28 protein-coding genes are annotated in these 16,706 nt (G+C 66.3%); 2 read left to right on the top strand and 26 right to left on the bottom strand.

Annotated elements, in window-relative coordinates; translation table 11 throughout:
* Nucleotides 1-48: 48 nt before the first annotated feature.
* The gene (locus APQ99_RS01035) at nucleotides 49-699 is read right to left on the bottom strand and encodes an adenylate kinase (RefSeq protein WP_010903261.1); all 651 of its coding nucleotides are present in this window, start codon (nucleotides 697-699) and stop codon (nucleotides 49-51) included.
* A gap of 88 nt (nucleotides 700-787) precedes the next feature.
* Between APQ99_RS01035 and APQ99_RS01030 the strand changes: the two genes are divergently transcribed.
* Nucleotides 788-1,198, top strand: a complete 411-nt coding sequence (locus APQ99_RS01030; RefSeq protein ID WP_010903260.1) for a hypothetical protein — start codon at nucleotides 788-790, stop codon at nucleotides 1,196-1,198.
* A 102-nt stretch (nucleotides 1,199-1,300) separates the two neighbouring features.
* Nucleotides 1,301-2,977, top strand: a complete 1,677-nt coding sequence (locus APQ99_RS01025) for a potassium transporter TrkG (RefSeq protein WP_010903259.1) — start codon at nucleotides 1,301-1,303, stop codon at nucleotides 2,975-2,977.
* On the opposite strand, the gene APQ99_RS12770 is transcribed toward APQ99_RS01025, so the two are convergent.
* The 25 genes from APQ99_RS12770 to rpl4p all read right to left on the bottom strand — a co-directional run bounded on the left by APQ99_RS12770 (nucleotide 2,974) and on the right by rpl4p (nucleotide 16,704).
* A complete protein-coding gene (locus tag APQ99_RS12770; RefSeq protein WP_049892514.1) occupies nucleotides 2,974-3,168 on the bottom strand; it encodes a potassium transporter TrkG in 195 nt (64 codons plus the stop codon). The genes APQ99_RS01025 and APQ99_RS12770 overlap by 4 nt on opposite strands.
* Nucleotides 3,169-3,174: 6 nt before the next feature.
* A complete protein-coding gene (locus APQ99_RS01015) occupies nucleotides 3,175-4,338 on the bottom strand; it encodes an ABC transporter substrate-binding protein (RefSeq protein ID WP_010903258.1) in 1,164 nt (387 codons plus the stop codon).
* 75 nt (nucleotides 4,339-4,413) lie between these two features.
* Entirely contained in the window at nucleotides 4,414-5,889 is a 1,476-nt protein-coding gene (gene secY, locus APQ99_RS01010) for a preprotein translocase subunit SecY (RefSeq protein ID WP_010903257.1), read from the bottom strand.
* 3 nt (nucleotides 5,890-5,892) lie between these two features.
* The gene (locus tag APQ99_RS01005) at nucleotides 5,893-6,354 is read right to left on the bottom strand and encodes an uL15m family ribosomal protein (protein ID WP_010903256.1); all 462 of its coding nucleotides are present in this window, start codon (nucleotides 6,352-6,354) and stop codon (nucleotides 5,893-5,895) included.
* A gap of 5 nt (nucleotides 6,355-6,359) precedes the next feature.
* Entirely contained in the window at nucleotides 6,360-6,824 is a 465-nt protein-coding gene (rpmD, locus tag APQ99_RS01000) for a 50S ribosomal protein L30 (protein WP_010903255.1), read from the bottom strand.
* The gene (locus APQ99_RS00995) at nucleotides 6,824-7,462 is read right to left on the bottom strand and encodes a 30S ribosomal protein S5 (RefSeq protein WP_010903254.1); all 639 of its coding nucleotides are present in this window, start codon (nucleotides 7,460-7,462) and stop codon (nucleotides 6,824-6,826) included. The genes rpmD and APQ99_RS00995 overlap by 1 nt, the downstream gene beginning before the upstream one ends.
* A gap of 3 nt (nucleotides 7,463-7,465) precedes the next feature.
* Nucleotides 7,466-8,017, bottom strand: a complete 552-nt coding sequence (locus APQ99_RS00990; RefSeq protein WP_010903253.1) for a 50S ribosomal protein L18 — start codon at nucleotides 8,015-8,017, stop codon at nucleotides 7,466-7,468.
* Nucleotides 8,017-8,466 (bottom strand): 50S ribosomal protein L19e, encoded by a 450-nt coding sequence (locus tag APQ99_RS00985; RefSeq protein WP_010903252.1) that lies wholly within the window; start codon nucleotides 8,464-8,466, stop codon nucleotides 8,017-8,019. The genes APQ99_RS00990 and APQ99_RS00985 overlap by 1 nt, the downstream gene beginning before the upstream one ends.
* Nucleotides 8,459-9,178 (bottom strand): 50S ribosomal protein L32e, encoded by a 720-nt coding sequence (locus APQ99_RS00980; RefSeq protein ID WP_010903251.1) that lies wholly within the window; start codon nucleotides 9,176-9,178, stop codon nucleotides 8,459-8,461. The genes APQ99_RS00985 and APQ99_RS00980 overlap by 8 nt, the downstream gene beginning before the upstream one ends.
* Nucleotides 9,179-9,181: 3 nt before the next feature.
* A complete protein-coding gene (locus APQ99_RS00975) occupies nucleotides 9,182-9,718 on the bottom strand; it encodes a 50S ribosomal protein L6 (RefSeq protein WP_010903250.1) in 537 nt (178 codons plus the stop codon).
* Nucleotides 9,719-9,721: 3 nt separating this feature from the next.
* Entirely contained in the window at nucleotides 9,722-10,114 is a 393-nt protein-coding gene (locus APQ99_RS00970) for a 30S ribosomal protein S8 (RefSeq protein WP_010903249.1), read from the bottom strand.
* Between the two features lie 2 nt (nucleotides 10,115-10,116).
* Entirely contained in the window at nucleotides 10,117-10,275 is a 159-nt protein-coding gene (locus APQ99_RS00965; RefSeq protein WP_010903248.1) for a 30S ribosomal protein S14, read from the bottom strand.
* Nucleotides 10,272-10,799: a 50S ribosomal protein L5 gene (locus APQ99_RS00960; protein ID WP_010903247.1), complete on the bottom strand. Its 528-nt coding sequence runs from the start codon at nucleotides 10,797-10,799 to the stop codon at nucleotides 10,272-10,274. Before APQ99_RS00960 ends, APQ99_RS00965 begins: the two co-directional genes overlap by 4 nt.
* On the bottom strand, nucleotides 10,796-11,497 hold the full coding sequence (locus tag APQ99_RS00955) for a 30S ribosomal protein S4e (protein WP_010903246.1): 702 nt from the start codon (nucleotides 11,495-11,497) through the stop codon (nucleotides 10,796-10,798). The genes APQ99_RS00960 and APQ99_RS00955 overlap by 4 nt, the downstream gene beginning before the upstream one ends.
* On the bottom strand, nucleotides 11,494-11,850 hold the full coding sequence (gene rplX, locus APQ99_RS00950) for a 50S ribosomal protein L24 (protein WP_010903245.1): 357 nt from the start codon (nucleotides 11,848-11,850) through the stop codon (nucleotides 11,494-11,496). Before rplX ends, APQ99_RS00955 begins: the two co-directional genes overlap by 4 nt.
* Before the next feature lie 4 nt (nucleotides 11,851-11,854).
* Nucleotides 11,855-12,253, bottom strand: a complete 399-nt coding sequence (locus APQ99_RS00945) for a 50S ribosomal protein L14 (protein WP_010903244.1) — start codon at nucleotides 12,251-12,253, stop codon at nucleotides 11,855-11,857.
* Complete coding sequence (locus tag APQ99_RS00940; RefSeq protein WP_010903243.1) at nucleotides 12,253-12,582, bottom strand: 30S ribosomal protein S17; 330 nt, start codon at nucleotides 12,580-12,582, stop codon at nucleotides 12,253-12,255. Before APQ99_RS00940 ends, APQ99_RS00945 begins: the two co-directional genes overlap by 1 nt.
* A complete protein-coding gene (locus APQ99_RS00935) occupies nucleotides 12,573-12,944 on the bottom strand; it encodes a ribonuclease P protein component 1 (RefSeq protein WP_010903242.1) in 372 nt (123 codons plus the stop codon). The genes APQ99_RS00940 and APQ99_RS00935 overlap by 10 nt, the downstream gene beginning before the upstream one ends.
* Nucleotides 12,945-12,952: 8 nt before the next feature.
* Complete coding sequence (rpmC, locus tag APQ99_RS00930) at nucleotides 12,953-13,168, bottom strand: 50S ribosomal protein L29 (protein WP_010903241.1); 216 nt, start codon at nucleotides 13,166-13,168, stop codon at nucleotides 12,953-12,955.
* Nucleotides 13,168-14,076, bottom strand: a complete 909-nt coding sequence (locus APQ99_RS00925) for a 30S ribosomal protein S3 (protein ID WP_010903240.1) — start codon at nucleotides 14,074-14,076, stop codon at nucleotides 13,168-13,170. The genes rpmC and APQ99_RS00925 overlap by 1 nt, the downstream gene beginning before the upstream one ends.
* On the bottom strand, nucleotides 14,076-14,546 hold the full coding sequence (locus tag APQ99_RS00920) for a 50S ribosomal protein L22 (protein ID WP_010903239.1): 471 nt from the start codon (nucleotides 14,544-14,546) through the stop codon (nucleotides 14,076-14,078). Before APQ99_RS00920 ends, APQ99_RS00925 begins: the two co-directional genes overlap by 1 nt.
* Nucleotides 14,547-14,549: 3 nt before the next feature.
* Complete coding sequence (locus tag APQ99_RS00915; protein WP_010903238.1) at nucleotides 14,550-14,972, bottom strand: 30S ribosomal protein S19; 423 nt, start codon at nucleotides 14,970-14,972, stop codon at nucleotides 14,550-14,552.
* A 3-nt stretch (nucleotides 14,973-14,975) separates the two neighbouring features.
* On the bottom strand, nucleotides 14,976-15,698 hold the full coding sequence (locus tag APQ99_RS00910) for a 50S ribosomal protein L2 (protein WP_010903237.1): 723 nt from the start codon (nucleotides 15,696-15,698) through the stop codon (nucleotides 14,976-14,978).
* Nucleotides 15,699-15,700: 2 nt separating this feature from the next.
* On the bottom strand, nucleotides 15,701-15,955 hold the full coding sequence (locus APQ99_RS00905; protein ID WP_010903236.1) for a 50S ribosomal protein L23: 255 nt from the start codon (nucleotides 15,953-15,955) through the stop codon (nucleotides 15,701-15,703).
* Entirely contained in the window at nucleotides 15,952-16,704 is a 753-nt protein-coding gene (rpl4p, locus tag APQ99_RS00900; RefSeq protein ID WP_010903235.1) for a 50S ribosomal protein L4, read from the bottom strand. Before rpl4p ends, APQ99_RS00905 begins: the two co-directional genes overlap by 4 nt.
* Between the last annotated feature and the right edge of the window lie 2 nt (nucleotides 16,705-16,706).

Genomic DNA, 16,706 nt, shown 5'->3' with positions numbered 1-16,706 from the left:
GCGACGGCGGCTTGAATCGCTTACGGAACGCCGGCCCAGGCGCCGACGCTACGCCGTGCGCTCGTCGACGGCGGCCGCCACGTCAGTCCAGACCTCGTCGGGTGTCCGTTCACCGTCGACCTCCGCCAGCACGCCCTGTTCGCGGAAGTACTCCACGACCGGTGCCGTGTTCTCCTCGTAGACCGTGATGCGCTCGCGGGCCGTCTCCTCGGTGTCGTCCTCGCGCTGGTAGAGGCTGCCGCCACACGCGTCACACACGCCCTCGGTCTCGGGCTGGTTGAACGACACGTGGAACGTCGCCCCGCAGTCCTCACAGACCCGTCGCCCCGTCAGCCGGCCCACGAGCTCGTCCTCGTCGACGTCGAGGTACAACACCACGTCCAGATCCGTGATCGAGTCCAGATACTCCGTCTGGCTCTCGTTGCGCGGGTAGCCGTCGAGGACGTACCCGTCGGCGTCGTCCAAGGCGGTCTTGACGATCTCGTTGACGACCGCGTCGGGCACGAGTTCGCCGGCGTCCATGTACGCGCCCGGGGTGTCGTACTCCACGTCGAGGTGGGTGATGTCCTTCGTCTTGTTCGCGCGCAGCGCGTCCCCGGTGGTCACGTGTTCGACGCCGAACTCGTCGACCAGTCGACGGCTCTGCGTGCCTTTTCCAGCGCCCGGTGCACCCAACAGCAGTACGTTCGGATGGCTCATAGCGTTCTTTCACCGGCCCCGATTAAGGGCGTGTCGTTCCCGGTTGCCACACCCCGCCTGCTTTGTGGGTGCGCCCGCAAACACCACCATGACTCGATTCGACGCCGACACCGAAGCCGCCCGCATCGAACTCGTCGCCGACACGGTTGCCGCACACCGCGACCGCGACAGCCAGTTTTGCACCCTCGAAGCCGCGGCCGACGCCAGCGACACCCCCGAATCCCTCCCGCCGTGGGTGCAGTTCGCCGACGGCACGCTGAACCTCGACTGCACGGACGGCGAACTGGAGGCGCTGCACACGACGCTCAGCCGGTACGGCGCGTTCACCATCGCCGACCGAACCACCGTGGAGCCCGACACCGCCGAGGAATCACCCGGCACGAACGTCCGCATCGACGCGCGCGCCGACGACGATCGCGTCGGGCAGTTCGTCGACACCGTCTTCCAAGCGGTCTACGGACTGCCCGCCGACTTCGAGCTCTGGGCCGTCGAAATCTGAGCCACACCCCGCCAACGCCCGCCGCTACCGCAAGCGGGGCACTTTTCCATCCCCGCTGTCGACATACGCCACGATCCGCACCGCGGTGCCATCCCACAACGCATGTCACGCGCGAACGCCAACCGCAGACGCGACCTCGCCACCATCGCCAGAGACGTCGGCGGCCTCGTTCTCATCGCCGCGGGCCTGATGTCCGCGAGCGTGCTCGTCGCCGCCGGCTTCCAGGAGTGGTACGCCGCCCTCGGGTTCCTGCTTGCAGGCGGCCTGAGCGCGACCGTTGGCGGGCTCGCGCGCCGCCGGTTCGCGGACGCCCCCGCTCCCAAGATGAAACACGGCATGGTGATCGCGGCCGGCGGCTGGTTCGCGATCGCGGTCGTCGGCGCGCTCCCGTTCCTCTTTACCGCGTGGCTGACGCCGCCAGCAGCCATGGCGCGGTTCGTGCCCACCGATGCCACCTGGACGGCCGTCAGCGTCGGCAACACCACCACCCTGTCGAGTCTGGCGTACTTCCGCCAGCCGCTGCACGCGCTCTTCGAGAGCATGAGCGGGTGGACCGGCAGCGGGCTCACGATGGCGATCCACGAGCCCTCCCTGCCCCGCAGCATCCAGTGGTGGCGGTCGCTCACCCAGTGGGTGGGCGGCGTCGGCGTCGTCGTGCTCACCGTCTCCATCCTCGCGCGGCCCGGATCCGGCAGCTACGCGCTCTACCGCAGCGAAGCCCGCGAGAAGAAGATCCACCCCAGCGTGGTGTCCACCGTCCGCACTGTCTGGAAGCTCGTCGTCGGATACACCGTCGTGGGCGTGGCCGTGCTGTTCGTCGCGATCCGCGCCAGCGACTACGGCGCGGCGCTTCCGGTGTGGGACGCCGCCTGGCAGGCGCTCAACCACACCATGACCGGGCTCACAACCGGCGGGTTCAGCGTCACCGACAACTCCATTGCGACCTACGACGCCCCCGTGATCGAGGCGGCACTGCTGCCCATCATGGTCGCCGGCGCGATCGCGTTCCCCATCCATTACCGGCTGCTCGCCGACCGCGACCACGGTGTGCTCCGCGGGGACCTCCAGACGCGGTGGCTGTTCGTGCTCCTCGGCGGCGGCGTCGTCGTGCTCGCCGCACAGAACGTTGCCGCCGTGCCCGTGACGCCCGACGCTGTCACGCAGTGGACGCCCGCGATCGGTGACGTTCCGGTGTTGTCCCCCGCACAGGCCGACGCCGCCCGCGATGCGACCTTCCAGTGGGTGAGCGCACTCACCTGCACGGGCTTTCAGTCGGCTCCCATCGGCAACTGGATCGCCGGCGGGAAGATCCTCGTTGTCGGCGCGATGACGATCGGCGGTGCCGCTGGCTCGACGGTCGGCGGCATCAAGATCATCCGCGCGTACACCGCCGTTCGCGGGTTCATCTGGCAGTTCTCCCGGGTGTTCCTGCCGTCGAACGCGGTCGTCACGGCGCGCATCGACGGCCGCACGCTCGATCGGGACGCCATGGAACAGGAGTTCAGCGAAGCCGCCATCGTGGCGCTGCTGTGGGTGGTGTTGCTGTTCGCCACCAGCCTCGTGTTGGTGAACCTCGCGGGGCCGTCGTTCAGCTACGCGGACGCCCTGTTCGAGGTCGCCAGCGCCCAGGGTAACGTCGGGCTGTCCTCGGGCATCACCGGCCCGGACATGTCACCGATCGCAGAAGCCATGTTCCTGTTCAACATGTGGATCGGGCGCTTGGAGATCATTCCCGTGTTGGTGTTCGCGCGCGCCGCGATCTCCGGCCTCGACCCCTAATCCCGCCAGTACGACCCCGTGAACAACACGAGCACGGGCAGGATCTCCAACCGCCCCACCCACATTAACCCCACCAGCACCAGCTTCGAGACGCTCGTGAACACGCCCACGACGCCCGCGTAAACCCTGAACTCGTCGTCTCCGGTGAGCGCCTGCCAGACGAGCGCGAAGTTCGTCCCCGCGGGACCCACGCCCGGCTACTGGGCGTCTCCAGTGACGATGGCGGCGACCCGGCTGCGGTCGAACAGCCGCTCGGACGCCGGCAGCGCGGGATACGATCCGCCGTCCTCGAACCCCGGCCACGCACCGAAGACATCCGGATACAGCTGTTTGGCGGTCATCTCCAGTTGGAAGAGGTTCATGATCGGGCCCTGATACCGCATGCCCGACGCGTACACGCGGTTGTTCGCTACGGCGGACAGCCGCCCGCCGACCGCGTCACCCCGGAGGCGGCTGCGGACGGCGTCCATCTCGTAGTTCGGCGTCGCCCCCCAGAGATGCAGGATCACGTCCGGATCGGCGTCCAGCATCGTCTCGTAGCCAACGGTCCCCCAGAGGCTCGCCCAGTCCGCGTCGGCGAACGCGTCCCGCGCGCCCAGCGGCCGGGTGTCCGCCAGCCAATACCCCGGCTCGTTGAGGTGGTAGGTGTAAAACGACCCCTCGTCGTAGGTCACACGCACGGCCGTCGGCCGGTCCCGCTTCGGCGGGAGGCGGTCGGCGATGGTCGCCACGAGGGTCTCGTGGACGCGACGTAACGCCTCGAACCTGGCGCGCTCCTGGAACACGTCCGCGACCCGCCCGAACAACTCCCACAGCGTGTAGTAGTCGTATCCGTCTCGGTAGCCCTGTGGTGGGTCGGCACGCGTCCCGCTGTAGAAGTTCCCGAACCAGGGGCCGACGTCGGACGCAATGGTTTCGATGTCGCGCGCGTCCCAGGCGTCCTGTGTGCTGACGTACGCCGGGTCGACGAAATGCACGTCGCTGTCGAGGGCGTAACACTCCTCGGGCGTGAAGCCGTCGGTGAGCGGATCGGGGAGCCCACCGTAGTCGAAGTCAACGCCGTCAAGCCGGTCGTAGTAGGCGTTCATCGTGGGGCCGCTCATCTCGGGGACGTAGATGGCGTTGACGGCATCGCCGTGGCCGAGCGCCACGGCCATGTCGGCGTACTGTGGGAACACCACGAACGCGCGGTCGGGCACCCCAGTGAGGGTGAGATCCCCGACCGGAGCCACTGCCGCGTGGTGGCTCGCGGGCGGTTCGGTTGACGTGCTGGTGTCGCTGTGGCTGGTGCAGCCGGCCAGAAGTGCGGCTCCAGCCGCGACGTGCCCCAAGCAGCGGCGTCTGGTTGCTTCCCCGGCCATGGGTTTAGGCTAGCCTAAAACAGGATAAGCGTTCGGATCCAACGCCGCCGAAGAAAAACGGGTCGTGGAACGGCGTTAATCGCCGCCGCCGAACATCTCGCGCATCATCGGATGCATCTCCATCATCTGCTCTTCGGCGATCTCCTCGTAGAGCTTGTAGGTGATCGAGATCGTCAGCAGCAGCCCGGTTCCGGAGACGTTTCCGATCGTCCCGAGCATGTTCGCCATCACGGCGAGCAGCCCGACAAGCGCCCCACCGATCACGGTGACCTGCGGAATGTACCGCTCCATCACCTTCTCGATGACGCCCTGGTTCTTCCGGAACCCCGGGATCTGCATCCCCGAGTTCTGGATCTGGCGGGCGGTCGCGTCCGGCCCCATGTCCGCGGTCTCGACCCAGAAGATCGCGAAGATGGCGCCGCCGATGATCATGAACGACAGGTCGATCGCGATCCGGATCAGGACCTGCCACCTCGCGGCGGTCGCGCCGCTCGTCCACCACATCCACGCGTTCGGACTGTAGATGGGCGCGAGGTAGTAGAACAGCCCACCCGTGACTTGGCCGTTCCCGCCATAGACGCCCAGCCACGTCGGCATCGACGCCAACGTCGAGTTCAGGATCTGGCCGAGGAACTGGATGTTCGCCTGCAACGCGCGCACCAGGATCATCGGCAGGACGCTGGCGTAAATGAGCTTTACCGGGAAGCGACCACGCGCGCCTTTCACACGCGCGTGGCTCAGCGGGATCTCGACGCGCACGCTCTCGGCGTACACGACCACGACGTAGATGAACAACGTCGTTAGCAGTCCCAGGATGCCCGCCTGCATCAACAGGAACTCGATCCCGCTGCCGGACAGCAGCGGCGGCATGTTCGAGACGTTGCCGACGATGATGTCGAACCACGTCGGGAGCAGCCCCTGGCTTCCAACACCGCCTTCCCAGAAGACCAGCCCGCCGACGAGGCTCTGGCTCACACCGGCAACGATGAACAGCCCGATCCCGGAGCCGACGCCCCACTTCGAGATCACCTCGTCCATGAACAGGAGGAGGATGCCGCCGGCCGCGATCTGGGCGAATATCAGGACTTCGACGCCGAACGCGCCGCCCGGCATCGACTGCGCGAGCTGCTGGCTCGGCTGCAGGAAGTTCCCCAGGAACACCATCGGTGCCCCTGTCAGGACGACCATCACGCCCACGAGGAACTTCTGGAGGCCCTGATAGATCGCCTGGTCACGGGGATCGTTGTCCGTGTCCAGGCCAAGCAGGTTCGCGCCGCCAAGCAACTGCAACACGATACTCGCCGTGACGATGGGCCCAATGCCGAGCTGGAGTACGGTACCCTGACCGCCAGCGAGCAGGCTCCGGAACTGTCCGAAGAAGTCGTTGCCGGCAGTCTGGATTCCCCACAGGGGAACGTTCGTCAGGAAGAAATACAGCACAAGCACGCCGCCTGTCCAGTACATCTTCCGCCGGAACGGCACGTGTCCCTCCGGGCGTTCGACCGCGGGCATCCGCGTGAGAACCGGTGCAGCAGCCTCCTTCCAGCCCATGGGTTACTCCTCGTCGTCCTCGCTTGCGCGCTCGGAGACGACGGCGTCGCCGCCCTCGCCTTCGATGAGTTCGACGGCCGCGTCGCTGAACGCGTCCGCGGTCACTTCGAGCTGCTCGTAGAGCTGGCCGCCACCGAGCACCTTCACCACGTCGGCGTCCCAGCCGTCGTCAACGACGTCCCGTGCGTCGACACGGTAGCCGAACTCGGTTTCTTCGGCGACGCCGGACTCGCTGAGTACGGGGATGTCTTCGTCGAGTTCCTGCACGGAGAGCACCGCCACGTCGCGGTCGGTTTTCTCCGGTCGTTTGAACCCGCTCTTGCCGACGTCCTCGTAGTTGTGCTGCTCGTGTTTCTTGCGGCCCGCGCGGCCACGGCCGCCACGGTTACCGGCGCCGCGGCGGTTCTTGTGCGTACCGCCGCCGTGCGTGCGGGAGCCGCGTTGTCGTCGTTTCTTGTCGGTCATGGTTTCTATCGCATGTCGGTGAGGAGGTGATCGATCTCCTCGGTCGTGTGTTTCCCGAGTTGCCCACCGTCGCTGGCGGGCGTCTTGATGCCGTCGTGGCCGCCCCGTGGCGGATGCAGCCGAATCACCGGCGCGAGGCCGGCGTCCGAAAGCGTCGTCTCCTCGGCGAGCAGCGCGCCCGCCAGGTCGGCGACATCGTCGTACTCGGTGTGCTCGGCGACCCACGCGTCGTCGACGTCGCCCGCCCCGCTGGCGGGCTCGCCGCGACTCTCGATGAGGTCCGTCAACACGGCCTCGCTCGGCTCGCCGAACGCCACGTAGTCGTTCACCTTCGCAACCATCCCCGAGTACGTGTCGGTCTCGGGGACCAGCGCGCAGTGGTTCACGCTGTGGATGTTCAGCATCTCCAGGGTGTCCTGGATGTCGCGGCTCATGTCTACCGGACCGCGAACCTGAACGAGTGCCTGCATCACTCGATCACCTCGCGTTCCTCGCGTGCGTGCTGTGGCACACGCGCTTCGGAGGTCTCACGCAGCGCGTTGAACGTCGCCTTCGCGAAGTTCACCGTCGTGCGCGTCTTCCCCGAGGACCGCGTCCACACGTCGTCGATGCCAGCGAGCTCGAGCACGTGCTGGACCGTTTCACCGCCCGCGAGCCCGAGGCCGCGGGGTGCCGGCATCAGCTCCACGTCGACGCTGCCCGCCTTGCCGGTGGACTTGAGTGCGACGGTGTGGGGACGCCCACAGCCACACTCCCAGGACCCACAGCCGCGGGAGACGTCGATGATGTTCAGCTTCGCTACCTCGATCGCTTTCTGGATGGCGCCGCCGACCTGATCGTCGCGGCCCTCCGCGTAGCCGACGTAGCCGTCGCGGTTCCCGATCGCAACGACGCATCGGAACTTCACGCGGCGACCGGAGTCGGTCATCCGCTGCACCATATTGATGTCCAGCACTTCGTCGTCCAACCCCGGCAGGAGCTGGTCGACGATCTCTGGCTCCTTCAGGGGCAGCCCGGTGTCGAGGGCCTCCGACATGTCCTCGACCTCCCCGTCCTGCACGAGGCCGCCGAGGCGGGTCTTCGGTTGCCAGGTGTCGTTGTAGCTCATGTGTTAGTCCTCCATGATGGCTTCCCGTGTTTCGTCGAAATGCGCGGGAAGCGCCGTTGCGTCGAAGTCACCGCTGTACAGCGGCTCGTCGAGACTCTCAGCGTACTCCGCGATATGCTCGCCGCGGGTGCGACTCCAGTCCGCCAGCACGGAGTCGTTGTGCGGAACGTCCAGGCCGGCATCGATCGCGCCCTCCTGGATGGCGAACACCTTCGAACCCGGGGTGGCCGTGTTCAGGCCGATGTCGAGGACCGCCTCCTCGACGCCCGCGTCCACCGCGCGCTGTCCAGCGAGCAGCCCCGTCAGGTACGCTGCCGGCAGGTTCCCCGTGGGAGCCGCCCAGCCGTACGCGTCGAGGTCACTGGAATGTGCGCTTGCAACTGTCTCGTCGCCGTCCGGGCCGGTCGTGACCAGCTGCGCCGTGACGTGCTTGTTGCTCTTGCGAGCGACAAGCCGGGGTTTCCCCGACTTCAGGAGGCGCAACCTCTGATGGTAGTCCGTCCGGACCTCGCGGCGGCGCCGCATCGGCACCTTGTATCTAGGTCCTGTCGCCATTAGCTATCACCGTAGTTCTCTTCGACGTAGTTCGTCAAGCGCCGAACGCTATCGAACTCGCCGCCGTTTGCCATGTTGTACATCTCGCGGTACTGCGCGGGGGACAGCGTCCCGTCGTCGCGCAGCTCCCGGAGCTGCTGTCGCTGGGCACGGATGCCAGCGACGTACTCGCGCTTCTCGTTCTGCCGCGCGCCGGCTTTCCCCTTCCGGGAGCCAGCGCCCTTCTTGTGCCCGTAGGACTCCTTGGCGTCGCGCTCTCGCGCGCGACCCCGAGAGTTGCCCTGGGTGTCCTCGGCGTCGATGGTGCCGTCCGCGACCAGCTCACGGATGTCCTCGCGCGTGATCGCGTCGGCGATCTCGGACTGGGCGTCAGGGTCGAACCACACGCGGTTCTCGCCGACATCCAGCACGTCAGCCGCGAGGCGTTTCTGTGCGCTCAGATCACTCATTGTCCTCGACCTCCACTTCGACGTACGTCGGGTTCAGGACACGAATGCCCTGTGATTCGGCGTGCTCTTCGATTCGCTCGCGCTTGCGAGCACCGACCTTCGAGGCGATCCGCGCCGCCTCGGTGTCGGGGTCCACGCCCGCGAGGTCGTCGGTGTTGTGCACGCGCACTTCCTCGAACCCGCTGGGGTGTTTGCCGCGAACCGCCGTCGGCGTTCGGAACCCGGCTTCGACGGTGTCGCCTTTCCCCTTGATGCCGCGGCGCTGCTTGGACAGCGTGCCCTTCGGTCGCCGCCACGACGTCGGGGTGCGCTTTTTCTTGTGGTAGTCCTGGCGGTTGAACTGCGGCGTGTTGACGCTGCGCCGCTTCTGGAGCAGTCGCTGCTCGTCCTCGCTGAGGTCCGGGGTCTTCTCGGTCAGCCCGCGGGCCCGCAGCTCGGTCTCCACGTCCGCGTCGGTGTCCGCCTCGTCGTCGCCGCCGACTTCCTCGACTTCGGCGTCGGTGTCGGCCTCGACTTCCAGGCCACCAACGTCGGCCTTGATGCGCGCTGCGAGCGCGTTCCCGATTCCGTCGGCCTCGGCGAGCTCGCTCTGGTCGGCCGCCTGCACGTCCGCGACTGACTCGAAGCCGGCCTCCGCAAGCGCCTCGGCCTTCGACGGCCCGACGCCGGAGATATCGGCGAGTTCTTCGGGTGTGTCGTTCTCGTCGCTCATCTATCAGGCACCTCCTTTCGCGGGCTTCTCGACGATGTAGACGCCGTCCTGGAAGACGCGCGTGTCCTTGTCGGTGACCCGCGTTAGCTGTTCGATGTCGGCCGCCGTCTGGCCGACGTCCTCGATACTCGGGCCGCTGAGCGTGACCTCCTCGTCGTCCACGACCACGTCCGTGTCACCACGGATCTGTGTGCGACGGGCTGCCTTCTCGCCGAGGAAGTTCTGAATCACGACTTCCTCGCCCTCCACGTCGACCTGCATCGGGAAGTGAGAGTAATGCACTTCGAGCTTGTACTCCCAGCCCTCGCTAACCCCGTGGAACATGTTCGCCACGTGGCTCTCGAAGGTCCCGACCGTCGAGTCCGTCTTCGCGTCGTCGACCTCGCTGGCGACGACGACAGCGTCGTCCTCGACGGACACGTCAACGTCAGGATACCAGAGGCGCCGTGTTACGGACCCCTCGGGGCCTTCAACGGTGAGATCGAGGTGGTCGACCTCGGCCGTCACGTCATCCGGAATTTCGATTTCGACTCGTGCCATGGTTCAGTATACGTACGCGATGACCTGGCCACCGATGCCGGCCTCGCGGGCCTCGTAGTGGCTCATGATGCCGTGGCTGGTCGTCACAACGAGCGAGCCGTAGTCCCGAGCCGGGAGGTATCGCTTCTCCCACTGCTCGAAGCCGTCCGCCCCCACGGAGTAGCGTGGGTTCACCGGACCGCACTCGTTGATGGCACCTTTCAGTTCGACCTCGAATCGGCCGGCTTTCCCGTTGTCGACGAACTCGAAGCCGTCGATGTACCCGCGGTCGTAGAAGACCTCGAGGACGGAGCCAACCATGTTCGAGGCGGGCGCTACCGTGTGTGTGAGATGGCCGACGCTCTCGGCGTTATCGATGCCGGAGAGTGCGTCGGACAGTGGATCGTTTGCCGTCATTGTTAGCTGTACTTCTTGAAGCCCATCGAACGGGCGATCTCTCGGAAGCACTGTCGACACAGCCAGATGTCGTACTTGCCGACGAGGCCCTGTTCGCGGCCACAGCGTCGGCACTCGTGTGTCTGACCCGTCTCTTCGGCTTCGCCGTCCGTCTCGCTCATTCGTTGACCTCCACGTCGAAGTTGGATACGAGGAACGACACCGCGTCCTCGGAGTTGAGTCGGTGATTCGACGGAATCTGTCGCGTACCCTGGTCGCGCTTCGCAACCCGGTAGCCGGGACGCGTGAGGTTCACCGTCACGTCCATCCCGTAGATTCCGATGTTCGGGTCGTACTCCTGGCTGGGGAAGTCGGTGTGCTCTTCGATGCCGAAGCTCACGTTCCCCGTGTTGTCGAACTGCCGGCGGTCGAGATCAGCGGCCGGCAGCGCGCGCTCCAGGAAATCCACTGCGGTGTCGTCGCGCAGCGTGACCTTCGCGCCGATCGGGTCGCCCTGCCGCAGCCCGAACTCGGGCTCCGGGCTTTTGGCCTTCGTACGAACCGTCTGCTGGCCGGTGATCGCTTCGAGGATCGTCTCGGCGTTCTGGAGCTCGACCCCACCCTGGCCGACGCCCATGTGGACGACGACCTTCTCGATGCGGGGCTCCCGCATCTCGTGGAAGTCAGTGCTGTCAGTCTCGCTCATTCGTCATCCTCCTCCACGAAGTTCTCGTCGATGACGACGACGTACTCCGCGATCGTCTCGAAGCCGCCGTTCTCGTCGTCCACCCGGACGGTGTTGCTCGCGCTGCCCGGCTGCACGTTGATCTCGGCGATCTCACCGATGTCGCCGGCGTGCTGGCCGGCAACCGCGGTGACCAGCGCGCCCTCCTCGTACTGGAAGTGCGCGACGATCTCGTTGGTGTCGGTGTCGACGACGACCGAGTCCCCGCCCGCGTACGCGTCCTCATCGAGGGCGAGGTTCGAGCCGTCGTGGAAGTTCAACTGTGTGCGACCGCCCGACACGGTCGTCTTGTCAGTGACTTTGTTCAGCTTGCTGCCGGCCGCGTCCGCGTCGATCTCCGTGAGGCCGAGTCGACCGCCCTCGTCGGGGAACACGCGGTAGTACTCGTCGCGGTCCGGGAACGCCAGGATGTCGAACATCCCGATCGGACGGTTGACGTCGCCGACCGAGTCGCCGTTGACGAGCACGCCGTCCGTGTTGATGGCGTACTGCGCCTCGCTCGTGTCGTCGACGTACTCCAGGACGTCCCGAAGCACAACGACCAGTGGCACGCCGGATTCGCCGTGCGGGCCGGCCCCGGCCTTCGCGGTGAACGTCTCCGTCTTCCGCTCGACGGGCCAGGATTTCGGTACCGAAAGTCGCTTCTGGTGATTCGTCATTCGTTGTCACCTTCCAGTCGCTCGACGCGCATGTCGTCATCGAGATCGAGGTCGGTCACGCGGAGGTTACTCGACTCCACCGGCCGCGGCGTCTCCTCGCCGTCGGCGGCCTCCACCGTGACACCCTCAACGAAGACCTCGGCGTCCCGCAGGTCGACGTCGGTGACTTCGCCGTCCTCACCGGCGTCGTCGCCACGCATGACCTCGACGGTGTCGCCGACGTTCACGCGGACGTTGCGCTGGCCGTACTCCTCGCGGAGCTCCTCGGACAGCGTTGCCCGCACTTGGTCTTGCTTCTCGTGCAGCGACGCGCGCTTCGTGCGAGTTCGCTGTTTGTGTGGTTGCTCGCTCATGGTTCTATACGATCATCGTCGCGGTACTCGCGATGGTCCCGTACCGTTCGGCCACCTCACGCGAAATCGGGCCCTTGATCTCGGTCCCGCGAGGCTCGCCGAGGTCGTCGATGATGACCGCGGCGTTGTCCTCGAATTTCACGCGAGTCCCGTCCGGGCGTCGAATGGGCTTGCGCTGGCGCACGACAACGGCCTCAAGCACCTGCCGACGCATCTCCGGGGTCCCTTTGGTGACTGAGACGGTGATCGTGTCGCCCAGTCCAGCCTTCGGGTGGCGGTTCTTTCGTCCTTGATACCCCATCACGCTCGTGATTTTGAGCTCGCGTGCGCCAGTGTTGTCGGCGCACGTGATCAGCGAGCCCTTCTCCAATCCCTGGGTGATGTCCGCCTTGATGGCTTCCATCAGGCGTCACCTCCGTCCGTGATCTCGACGACCACGTGGGATTTGGTCTTCGAAAGCGGTCGGGTTTCTGCGATGCTCACCGTGTCGCCGACACTGATGTCGAAGCACTCTGGTGCGTGTGCCGGAACGCGCGACCGCCGCTTCATGTAGCGGTCGTACTTCGGCACGAACACGTCGTACTCGCGTTCGACGACAACGGTTTTCTCCATGTCTGTGGACGCCACTTCACCCTCCAAGACCTGCCCGCGCACGGAAAGATTCCCGTGGAACGGACAGTCCTCGTCGGAGCACGTGCCCTCCGGTTCTGTTACGTTCAGTCCTATCGCCATTTCGAATCAACTCCGTTTTCGGAGCGCCGCTCGGGTCGTGAGAGCAATCGTCCTCCATCCACCGTAACGTAGGCCACGCTCTCGCCAGTGGTTTGGCGTGTCTCGCCACCTGCAGGTTTGAACGCGGTCCCGACCCCGTTGTCCGGGGCCGCAGCTTCATCTGTGAGACGGAACTCGAATGTCGCCCCCTTCTTGGGGACTTGTGCCACACCCGACGCAGTCCGGAGTACCACCGTCTGCATCGTCTCGTCGACGACGCGTCCGGCGATCCCCACCCGCGACTGATCGGTGTCCGCAGCGACCCGCGCGTGCAGGCCCAGCAGCTCGTGTCGCGGCAGCGATTCGGGTGTGATGGTCGTCATATCTGTCGTTATTCGTCGTCCGCGAGGTCGCCTTCCTCTCGCTGCACCGTCTTGATGCGGGCGATGGTCTTCCGCAGCTCGCTGATGCGGCCCGGATTGTCCGGCGCGCCACCGGCCGCTTTCACGGCTTTCGAGTTCAAGAGCTCGGTCCGGAGCTCCTCGAGTTCGGCCTCACGCTCCGCCGGCGTCATGTCACGGATCTCGCTCGTGTAGAGGATCGCCATTATTCGGCACCTCCGTCCTCGTCGTCCATCTCATCGAGGAGGTCCTCGGCGGTGTCGGCGGCCTCGTCGTCGACGTCACTGAACTCGTCGTCCTCGTCCTCGCCTTCGACCGCGTCGGCGAGCTCGTCGAGTTCCTCTTCGACGTCGTCGTCGGTCTCGATGACCTCCTCGTCCTCGAAGTCGGCGGGCTCGGACTCCGGTTCGGCCGCCGCATCGGCGTCGGCGTCCTCGGCGTCCGCGTCCTCGCCCTCAAGCAGCTCTTCGAGGTCCTCGCCGGCCTCGGCCTCGTCCACGACGAGGTCTTCGATGTCCGCGTCCTCCTGGATCTCGAAGTCGTCGGGGAGTTCGGCGTTCGGCGGGATGATCTTCACGTTCACGCCGATGGTGCCGAGCTTCATCACGGCAACGCCTTTGCCGTGGTCGACGATCTCCTCGGCGGGCTCGCCGTTGTGCTTGATGTAGCCGCGGTTGAACTTCTCGACGCGACCGCGGTTCCCGGTGACCTTCCCGCTCAGCACGATCTCCGCGCCGAGCGCGCCGGACTCCATGATGCGGTCGATCGTGGTGTGGCCGGCCTTCCGGAAGTACCAGCCACGTTCGAGCGCGTTCGCCAGCCGGTCGGCGACGATCTGCGCGTTCAGGTCGGGCTCCTCGACCTCCTGCACGTCGATCTGTGGGTCTTCGAGGTCGAATCGCTCCTCGAGCTGTGTGGTGATCTTCCGGATGTTCTTCCCGCCTTTCCCGATGACCATCCCGGGCTTCTCGGCCTTCAGGACGATCTGCATGCCCATCGGCGTCGGCGCGAGTTCCATCCCGCCGTAGCCGGCGCGTGCCAGCTCCTCAGCGAAGAACTCGTCGATCTGACTGCGCTGAAGTCCTTGTTCGATGAATTCGAGTTCGTCCGCCATCAGGCGGTCACCTCCTCGGTCTCGGTCACGACGATCTCGACGTCACAGAGCGTCGCGTTCCACGTGGTCGCGCGCCCCATCGCACGGGGTTTGCGGCCCTGGCTCTCACCGACCTTGTGCGGGGCGACGTGCTCGATCACCATCTCGTCGGCGTCGAACCCCTGCTGGTCGGCGTTGTTCGATACGTTCGACAGCAGCTTCAGGAAGTCCTTCGAGGCCTTCTCCGGGTAGCGCCCGGCGTCCCAGCCGTCGATGTCGTTCCGGTGACCGACGCCGCTGTTGTGCTGCTTGAACGGCACGGATCGCTCCTCGTCGATGACCGCCTGGAGGTACTCTTTCGCGTCGGCGACCGTTTCCCCGCTGATCTCGCGGGCGATGGCCTTGCTGTGCTTCAGACTGATGGAGCGCTCTCGGAGCATGGCTTTCGCCGACGCCTCCGAGTCCACGTCCACGCTGTAGCTGATTCCCATGGTTTATTTGAGCGGCACGAACTTCGAGGAGCGGGTCGCGCCGATGCCCGCCTGCCCGTGTTCGACCGACGACCGCGTGAGCTGGAACTCGCCGAGGTAATGCCCGATCATCTCGGGCTGGACCTCGACACGCTCGAACTCCTGGCCGGTGTACACAGCGAACGTCAGGCCGACGAACTCCGGCAGCACCGGCATATCACGCAGGTGCGTTCGGATCGGGTTGTTCGCCGTTTCCTCGGTGCCCGACTCGCGTGCCTCCGCGAGCACCTTGTGGTGCTCCTCGGAGAGGCCACGGGTGATGGTTCGCCGCTGGCGTGCGGGAAGCAGTTCCGCGACGTCCTCCAGGCTCATCTCCTGCAGCTCGTCGAGGTCGTGGCCGCGGTAGGTGAACTCCCCCTCACGGCCGGTTCGGTATTCCGTACTCATGGTTTACTCGTTGCCCCCGCGGCCCGTCCGCTTGGAGGCGATGTCTCCGACCTTGCGGCCGGGTGCTGCGTCCCGGGAGACCGACTTCGGTCGGCCCGGGTGCTGGCGGCCACCGCCACCGAACGGGTGGTCGACGGCGTTCATCGCAACACCACGCACGCGGGGCCACTTCGTCCCGCGCGCCTTCATCTTGTGGTGCTTGTTGCCAGCCTTCACGAACGGCTTCTCGGTCCGGCCACCGCCCGCCACCACGCCGATGGTTGCGCGGCAGTCCGGGGAGAGGCGCTTCGTCTCGCCGGACGGCAGCTCCACGATCGTGGCGTCACGCTCGTGGGTCACCAGGTCGGCGTTGACGCCGCCCGCGCGGGCGAACTTGCCGCCGTCGCCCGGATGACTTTCGACGTTGCAGACCGGCACTCCCTCGGGGATCTCCGCCAGCGGGAGGGTGTTGCCCTCCTCGATCGTGGCGGAGATCCCGATCTCGATGGTGTCGCCGACACCGACGCCCTCGCTGGCGAGCACGAGGCGCTGGTCGTCGTCCTCGAAGGCGACGCGGGCGACCGGCGCGCTGCGCGCCGGGTCGTGTTCCACGTCGATGACCTCGCCGGCCAGCACGTCCGTGTCCTCGGTTCGCTTGTGCGACAGTTCGGCCTTGTATCGGTGCGACGGCGCACGGAACGTCGACGTCCCGCGCCCGCGTCGCTGCCCTTGGATCCTGCGTCCCATTCTCAGAACACCCCGATGCGGGAGGCGACGTCTTGGGCGTCGTCCTCCGCGGAGAGTTTCACCGTTGCCTTCTTCTCGGCTTCGGGCGTGATCTGTGTGTTCACGTCGACGACCGTGACGTCGTACTCCGACTCGACGACATCCCGGATCTCGGGTTTCGCCGCGTCGATGTCGACGATGAACTGGAGCTTGTTCTGGAAGTCCATCTCGTCCATCGCCTTCTCGGTCACCAGTGGGTAGTCGATGATCGAACTCATCGCTGTGCCACCTCCTCGACGGCGCTTTCGGTCCACACCGTCAGTCGGCCCGGCTCCGCGCCCGGCGCGAGGTCCTCGGCGTTCACTTCACGACCGGTCGCCACGTCGACGCCCGCGAGGTTGCGGGCGGCCGTCGACGGCCCGCTCTCGCTGGCCGTGACGAACAGGATCGACGTCGGCTCCTGGTATTTGCGGCCGCGCAGCGTCCCCTGGCCGGCACGAACGGTGCGGCCCTCGTCTGCGCGCTCGATGTCCGCGTGGACGCCAAGCGCCTCCAGGAGGGAAACGACGTCCTGGGTTTTCACGAGATCCTCGAAGTCGTCGCTGACAACGAGGGGAAACTCGACGTCGTCGTCGAAGTTGTGGCCGCGGTCGGCCACCAGCTCGCTGTCCGTGGTCGCCGCGACAGCGGCCCGAACGGCGGCCTTGCGCTCCTTGTCGTTGACGTCGAGACCGTGGTCTTTCTCGGCTTTCGGCGGGTGCGCTTTCCGGCCGCCGACAGTCTGGGGCACACGGGCACCCTGCCCGTTTGCTTTCGGCACGTGGGCCATTCCACGGCCACTCCCCTGTGACTCGGCGGTGGTGCGCAGGCCGGCGTACTCGTCCGCGCCGTACTCCTGTGTCCGATTGGCCTGAGCGGCGAGCACGGCTCGCTTCACGAGGTCCGGGCGGACCGGTTCCTCGAAGACCCGCGGCAGGTCAAGCGTGCCAGCGTCGTCGCCGTCCAGGTCGCGTACGGTTACCTGCATAA

Origin of the sequence: Halobacterium salinarum DSM 3754 (assembly GCF_008124605.1) — an archaeon.
In the GTDB taxonomy this organism is placed as follows: Archaea; Halobacteriota; Halobacteria; order Halobacteriales; family Halobacteriaceae; genus Halobacterium; species Halobacterium salinarum.
Note: the sequence above shows the minus strand (reverse complement) of the source record. Positions and strands in the feature narration are given on the sequence as shown.

Coding starts and splice junctions, on each gene's coding strand:
- APQ99_RS01035 (WP_010903261.1), bottom strand. CDS start 699: ATGAGCCATCCGAACGTACTGCTGTTGGGTGCACCGGGCGCTGGAAAA.
- APQ99_RS01030 (WP_010903260.1), top strand. CDS start 788: ATGACTCGATTCGACGCCGACACCGAAGCCGCCCGCATCGAACTCGTC.
- APQ99_RS01025 (WP_010903259.1), top strand. CDS start 1,301: ATGTCACGCGCGAACGCCAACCGCAGACGCGACCTCGCCACCATCGCC.
- APQ99_RS01015 (WP_010903258.1), bottom strand. CDS start 4,338: ATGGCCGGGGAAGCAACCAGACGCCGCTGCTTGGGGCACGTCGCGGCT.
- secY (WP_010903257.1), bottom strand. CDS start 5,889: ATGGGCTGGAAGGAGGCTGCTGCACCGGTTCTCACGCGGATGCCCGCG.
- APQ99_RS01005 (WP_010903256.1), bottom strand. CDS start 6,354: ATGACCGACAAGAAACGACGACAACGCGGCTCCCGCACGCACGGCGGC.
- rpmD (WP_010903255.1), bottom strand. CDS start 6,824: ATGCAGGCACTCGTTCAGGTTCGCGGTCCGGTAGACATGAGCCGCGAC.
- APQ99_RS00995 (WP_010903254.1), bottom strand. CDS start 7,462: ATGAGCTACAACGACACCTGGCAACCGAAGACCCGCCTCGGCGGCCTC.
- APQ99_RS00990 (WP_010903253.1), bottom strand. CDS start 8,017: ATGGCGACAGGACCTAGATACAAGGTGCCGATGCGGCGCCGCCGCGAG.
- APQ99_RS00985 (WP_010903252.1), bottom strand. CDS start 8,466: ATGAGTGATCTGAGCGCACAGAAACGCCTCGCGGCTGACGTGCTGGAT.
- APQ99_RS00980 (WP_010903251.1), bottom strand. CDS start 9,178: ATGAGCGACGAGAACGACACACCCGAAGAACTCGCCGATATCTCCGGC.
- APQ99_RS00975 (WP_010903250.1), bottom strand. CDS start 9,718: ATGGCACGAGTCGAAATCGAAATTCCGGATGACGTGACGGCCGAGGTC.
- APQ99_RS00970 (WP_010903249.1), bottom strand. CDS start 10,114: ATGACGGCAAACGATCCACTGTCCGACGCACTCTCCGGCATCGATAAC.
- APQ99_RS00965 (WP_010903248.1), bottom strand. CDS start 10,275: ATGAGCGAGACGGACGGCGAAGCCGAAGAGACGGGTCAGACACACGAG.
- APQ99_RS00960 (WP_010903247.1), bottom strand. CDS start 10,799: ATGAGCGAGACTGACAGCACTGACTTCCACGAGATGCGGGAGCCCCGC.
- APQ99_RS00955 (WP_010903246.1), bottom strand. CDS start 11,497: ATGACGAATCACCAGAAGCGACTTTCGGTACCGAAATCCTGGCCCGTC.
- rplX (WP_010903245.1), bottom strand. CDS start 11,850: ATGAGCGAGCAACCACACAAACAGCGAACTCGCACGAAGCGCGCGTCG.
- APQ99_RS00945 (WP_010903244.1), bottom strand. CDS start 12,253: ATGGAAGCCATCAAGGCGGACATCACCCAGGGATTGGAGAAGGGCTCG.
- APQ99_RS00940 (WP_010903243.1), bottom strand. CDS start 12,582: ATGGCGATAGGACTGAACGTAACAGAACCGGAGGGCACGTGCTCCGAC.
- APQ99_RS00935 (WP_010903242.1), bottom strand. CDS start 12,944: ATGACGACCATCACACCCGAATCGCTGCCGCGACACGAGCTGCTGGGC.
- rpmC (WP_010903241.1), bottom strand. CDS start 13,168: ATGGCGATCCTCTACACGAGCGAGATCCGTGACATGACGCCGGCGGAG.
- APQ99_RS00925 (WP_010903240.1), bottom strand. CDS start 14,076: ATGGCGGACGAACTCGAATTCATCGAACAAGGACTTCAGCGCAGTCAG.
- APQ99_RS00920 (WP_010903239.1), bottom strand. CDS start 14,546: ATGGGAATCAGCTACAGCGTGGACGTGGACTCGGAGGCGTCGGCGAAA.
- APQ99_RS00915 (WP_010903238.1), bottom strand. CDS start 14,972: ATGAGTACGGAATACCGAACCGGCCGTGAGGGGGAGTTCACCTACCGC.
- APQ99_RS00910 (WP_010903237.1), bottom strand. CDS start 15,698: ATGGGACGCAGGATCCAAGGGCAGCGACGCGGGCGCGGGACGTCGACG.
- APQ99_RS00905 (WP_010903236.1), bottom strand. CDS start 15,955: ATGAGTTCGATCATCGACTACCCACTGGTGACCGAGAAGGCGATGGAC.
- rpl4p (WP_010903235.1), bottom strand. CDS start 16,704: ATGCAGGTAACCGTACGCGACCTGGACGGCGACGACGCTGGCACGCTT.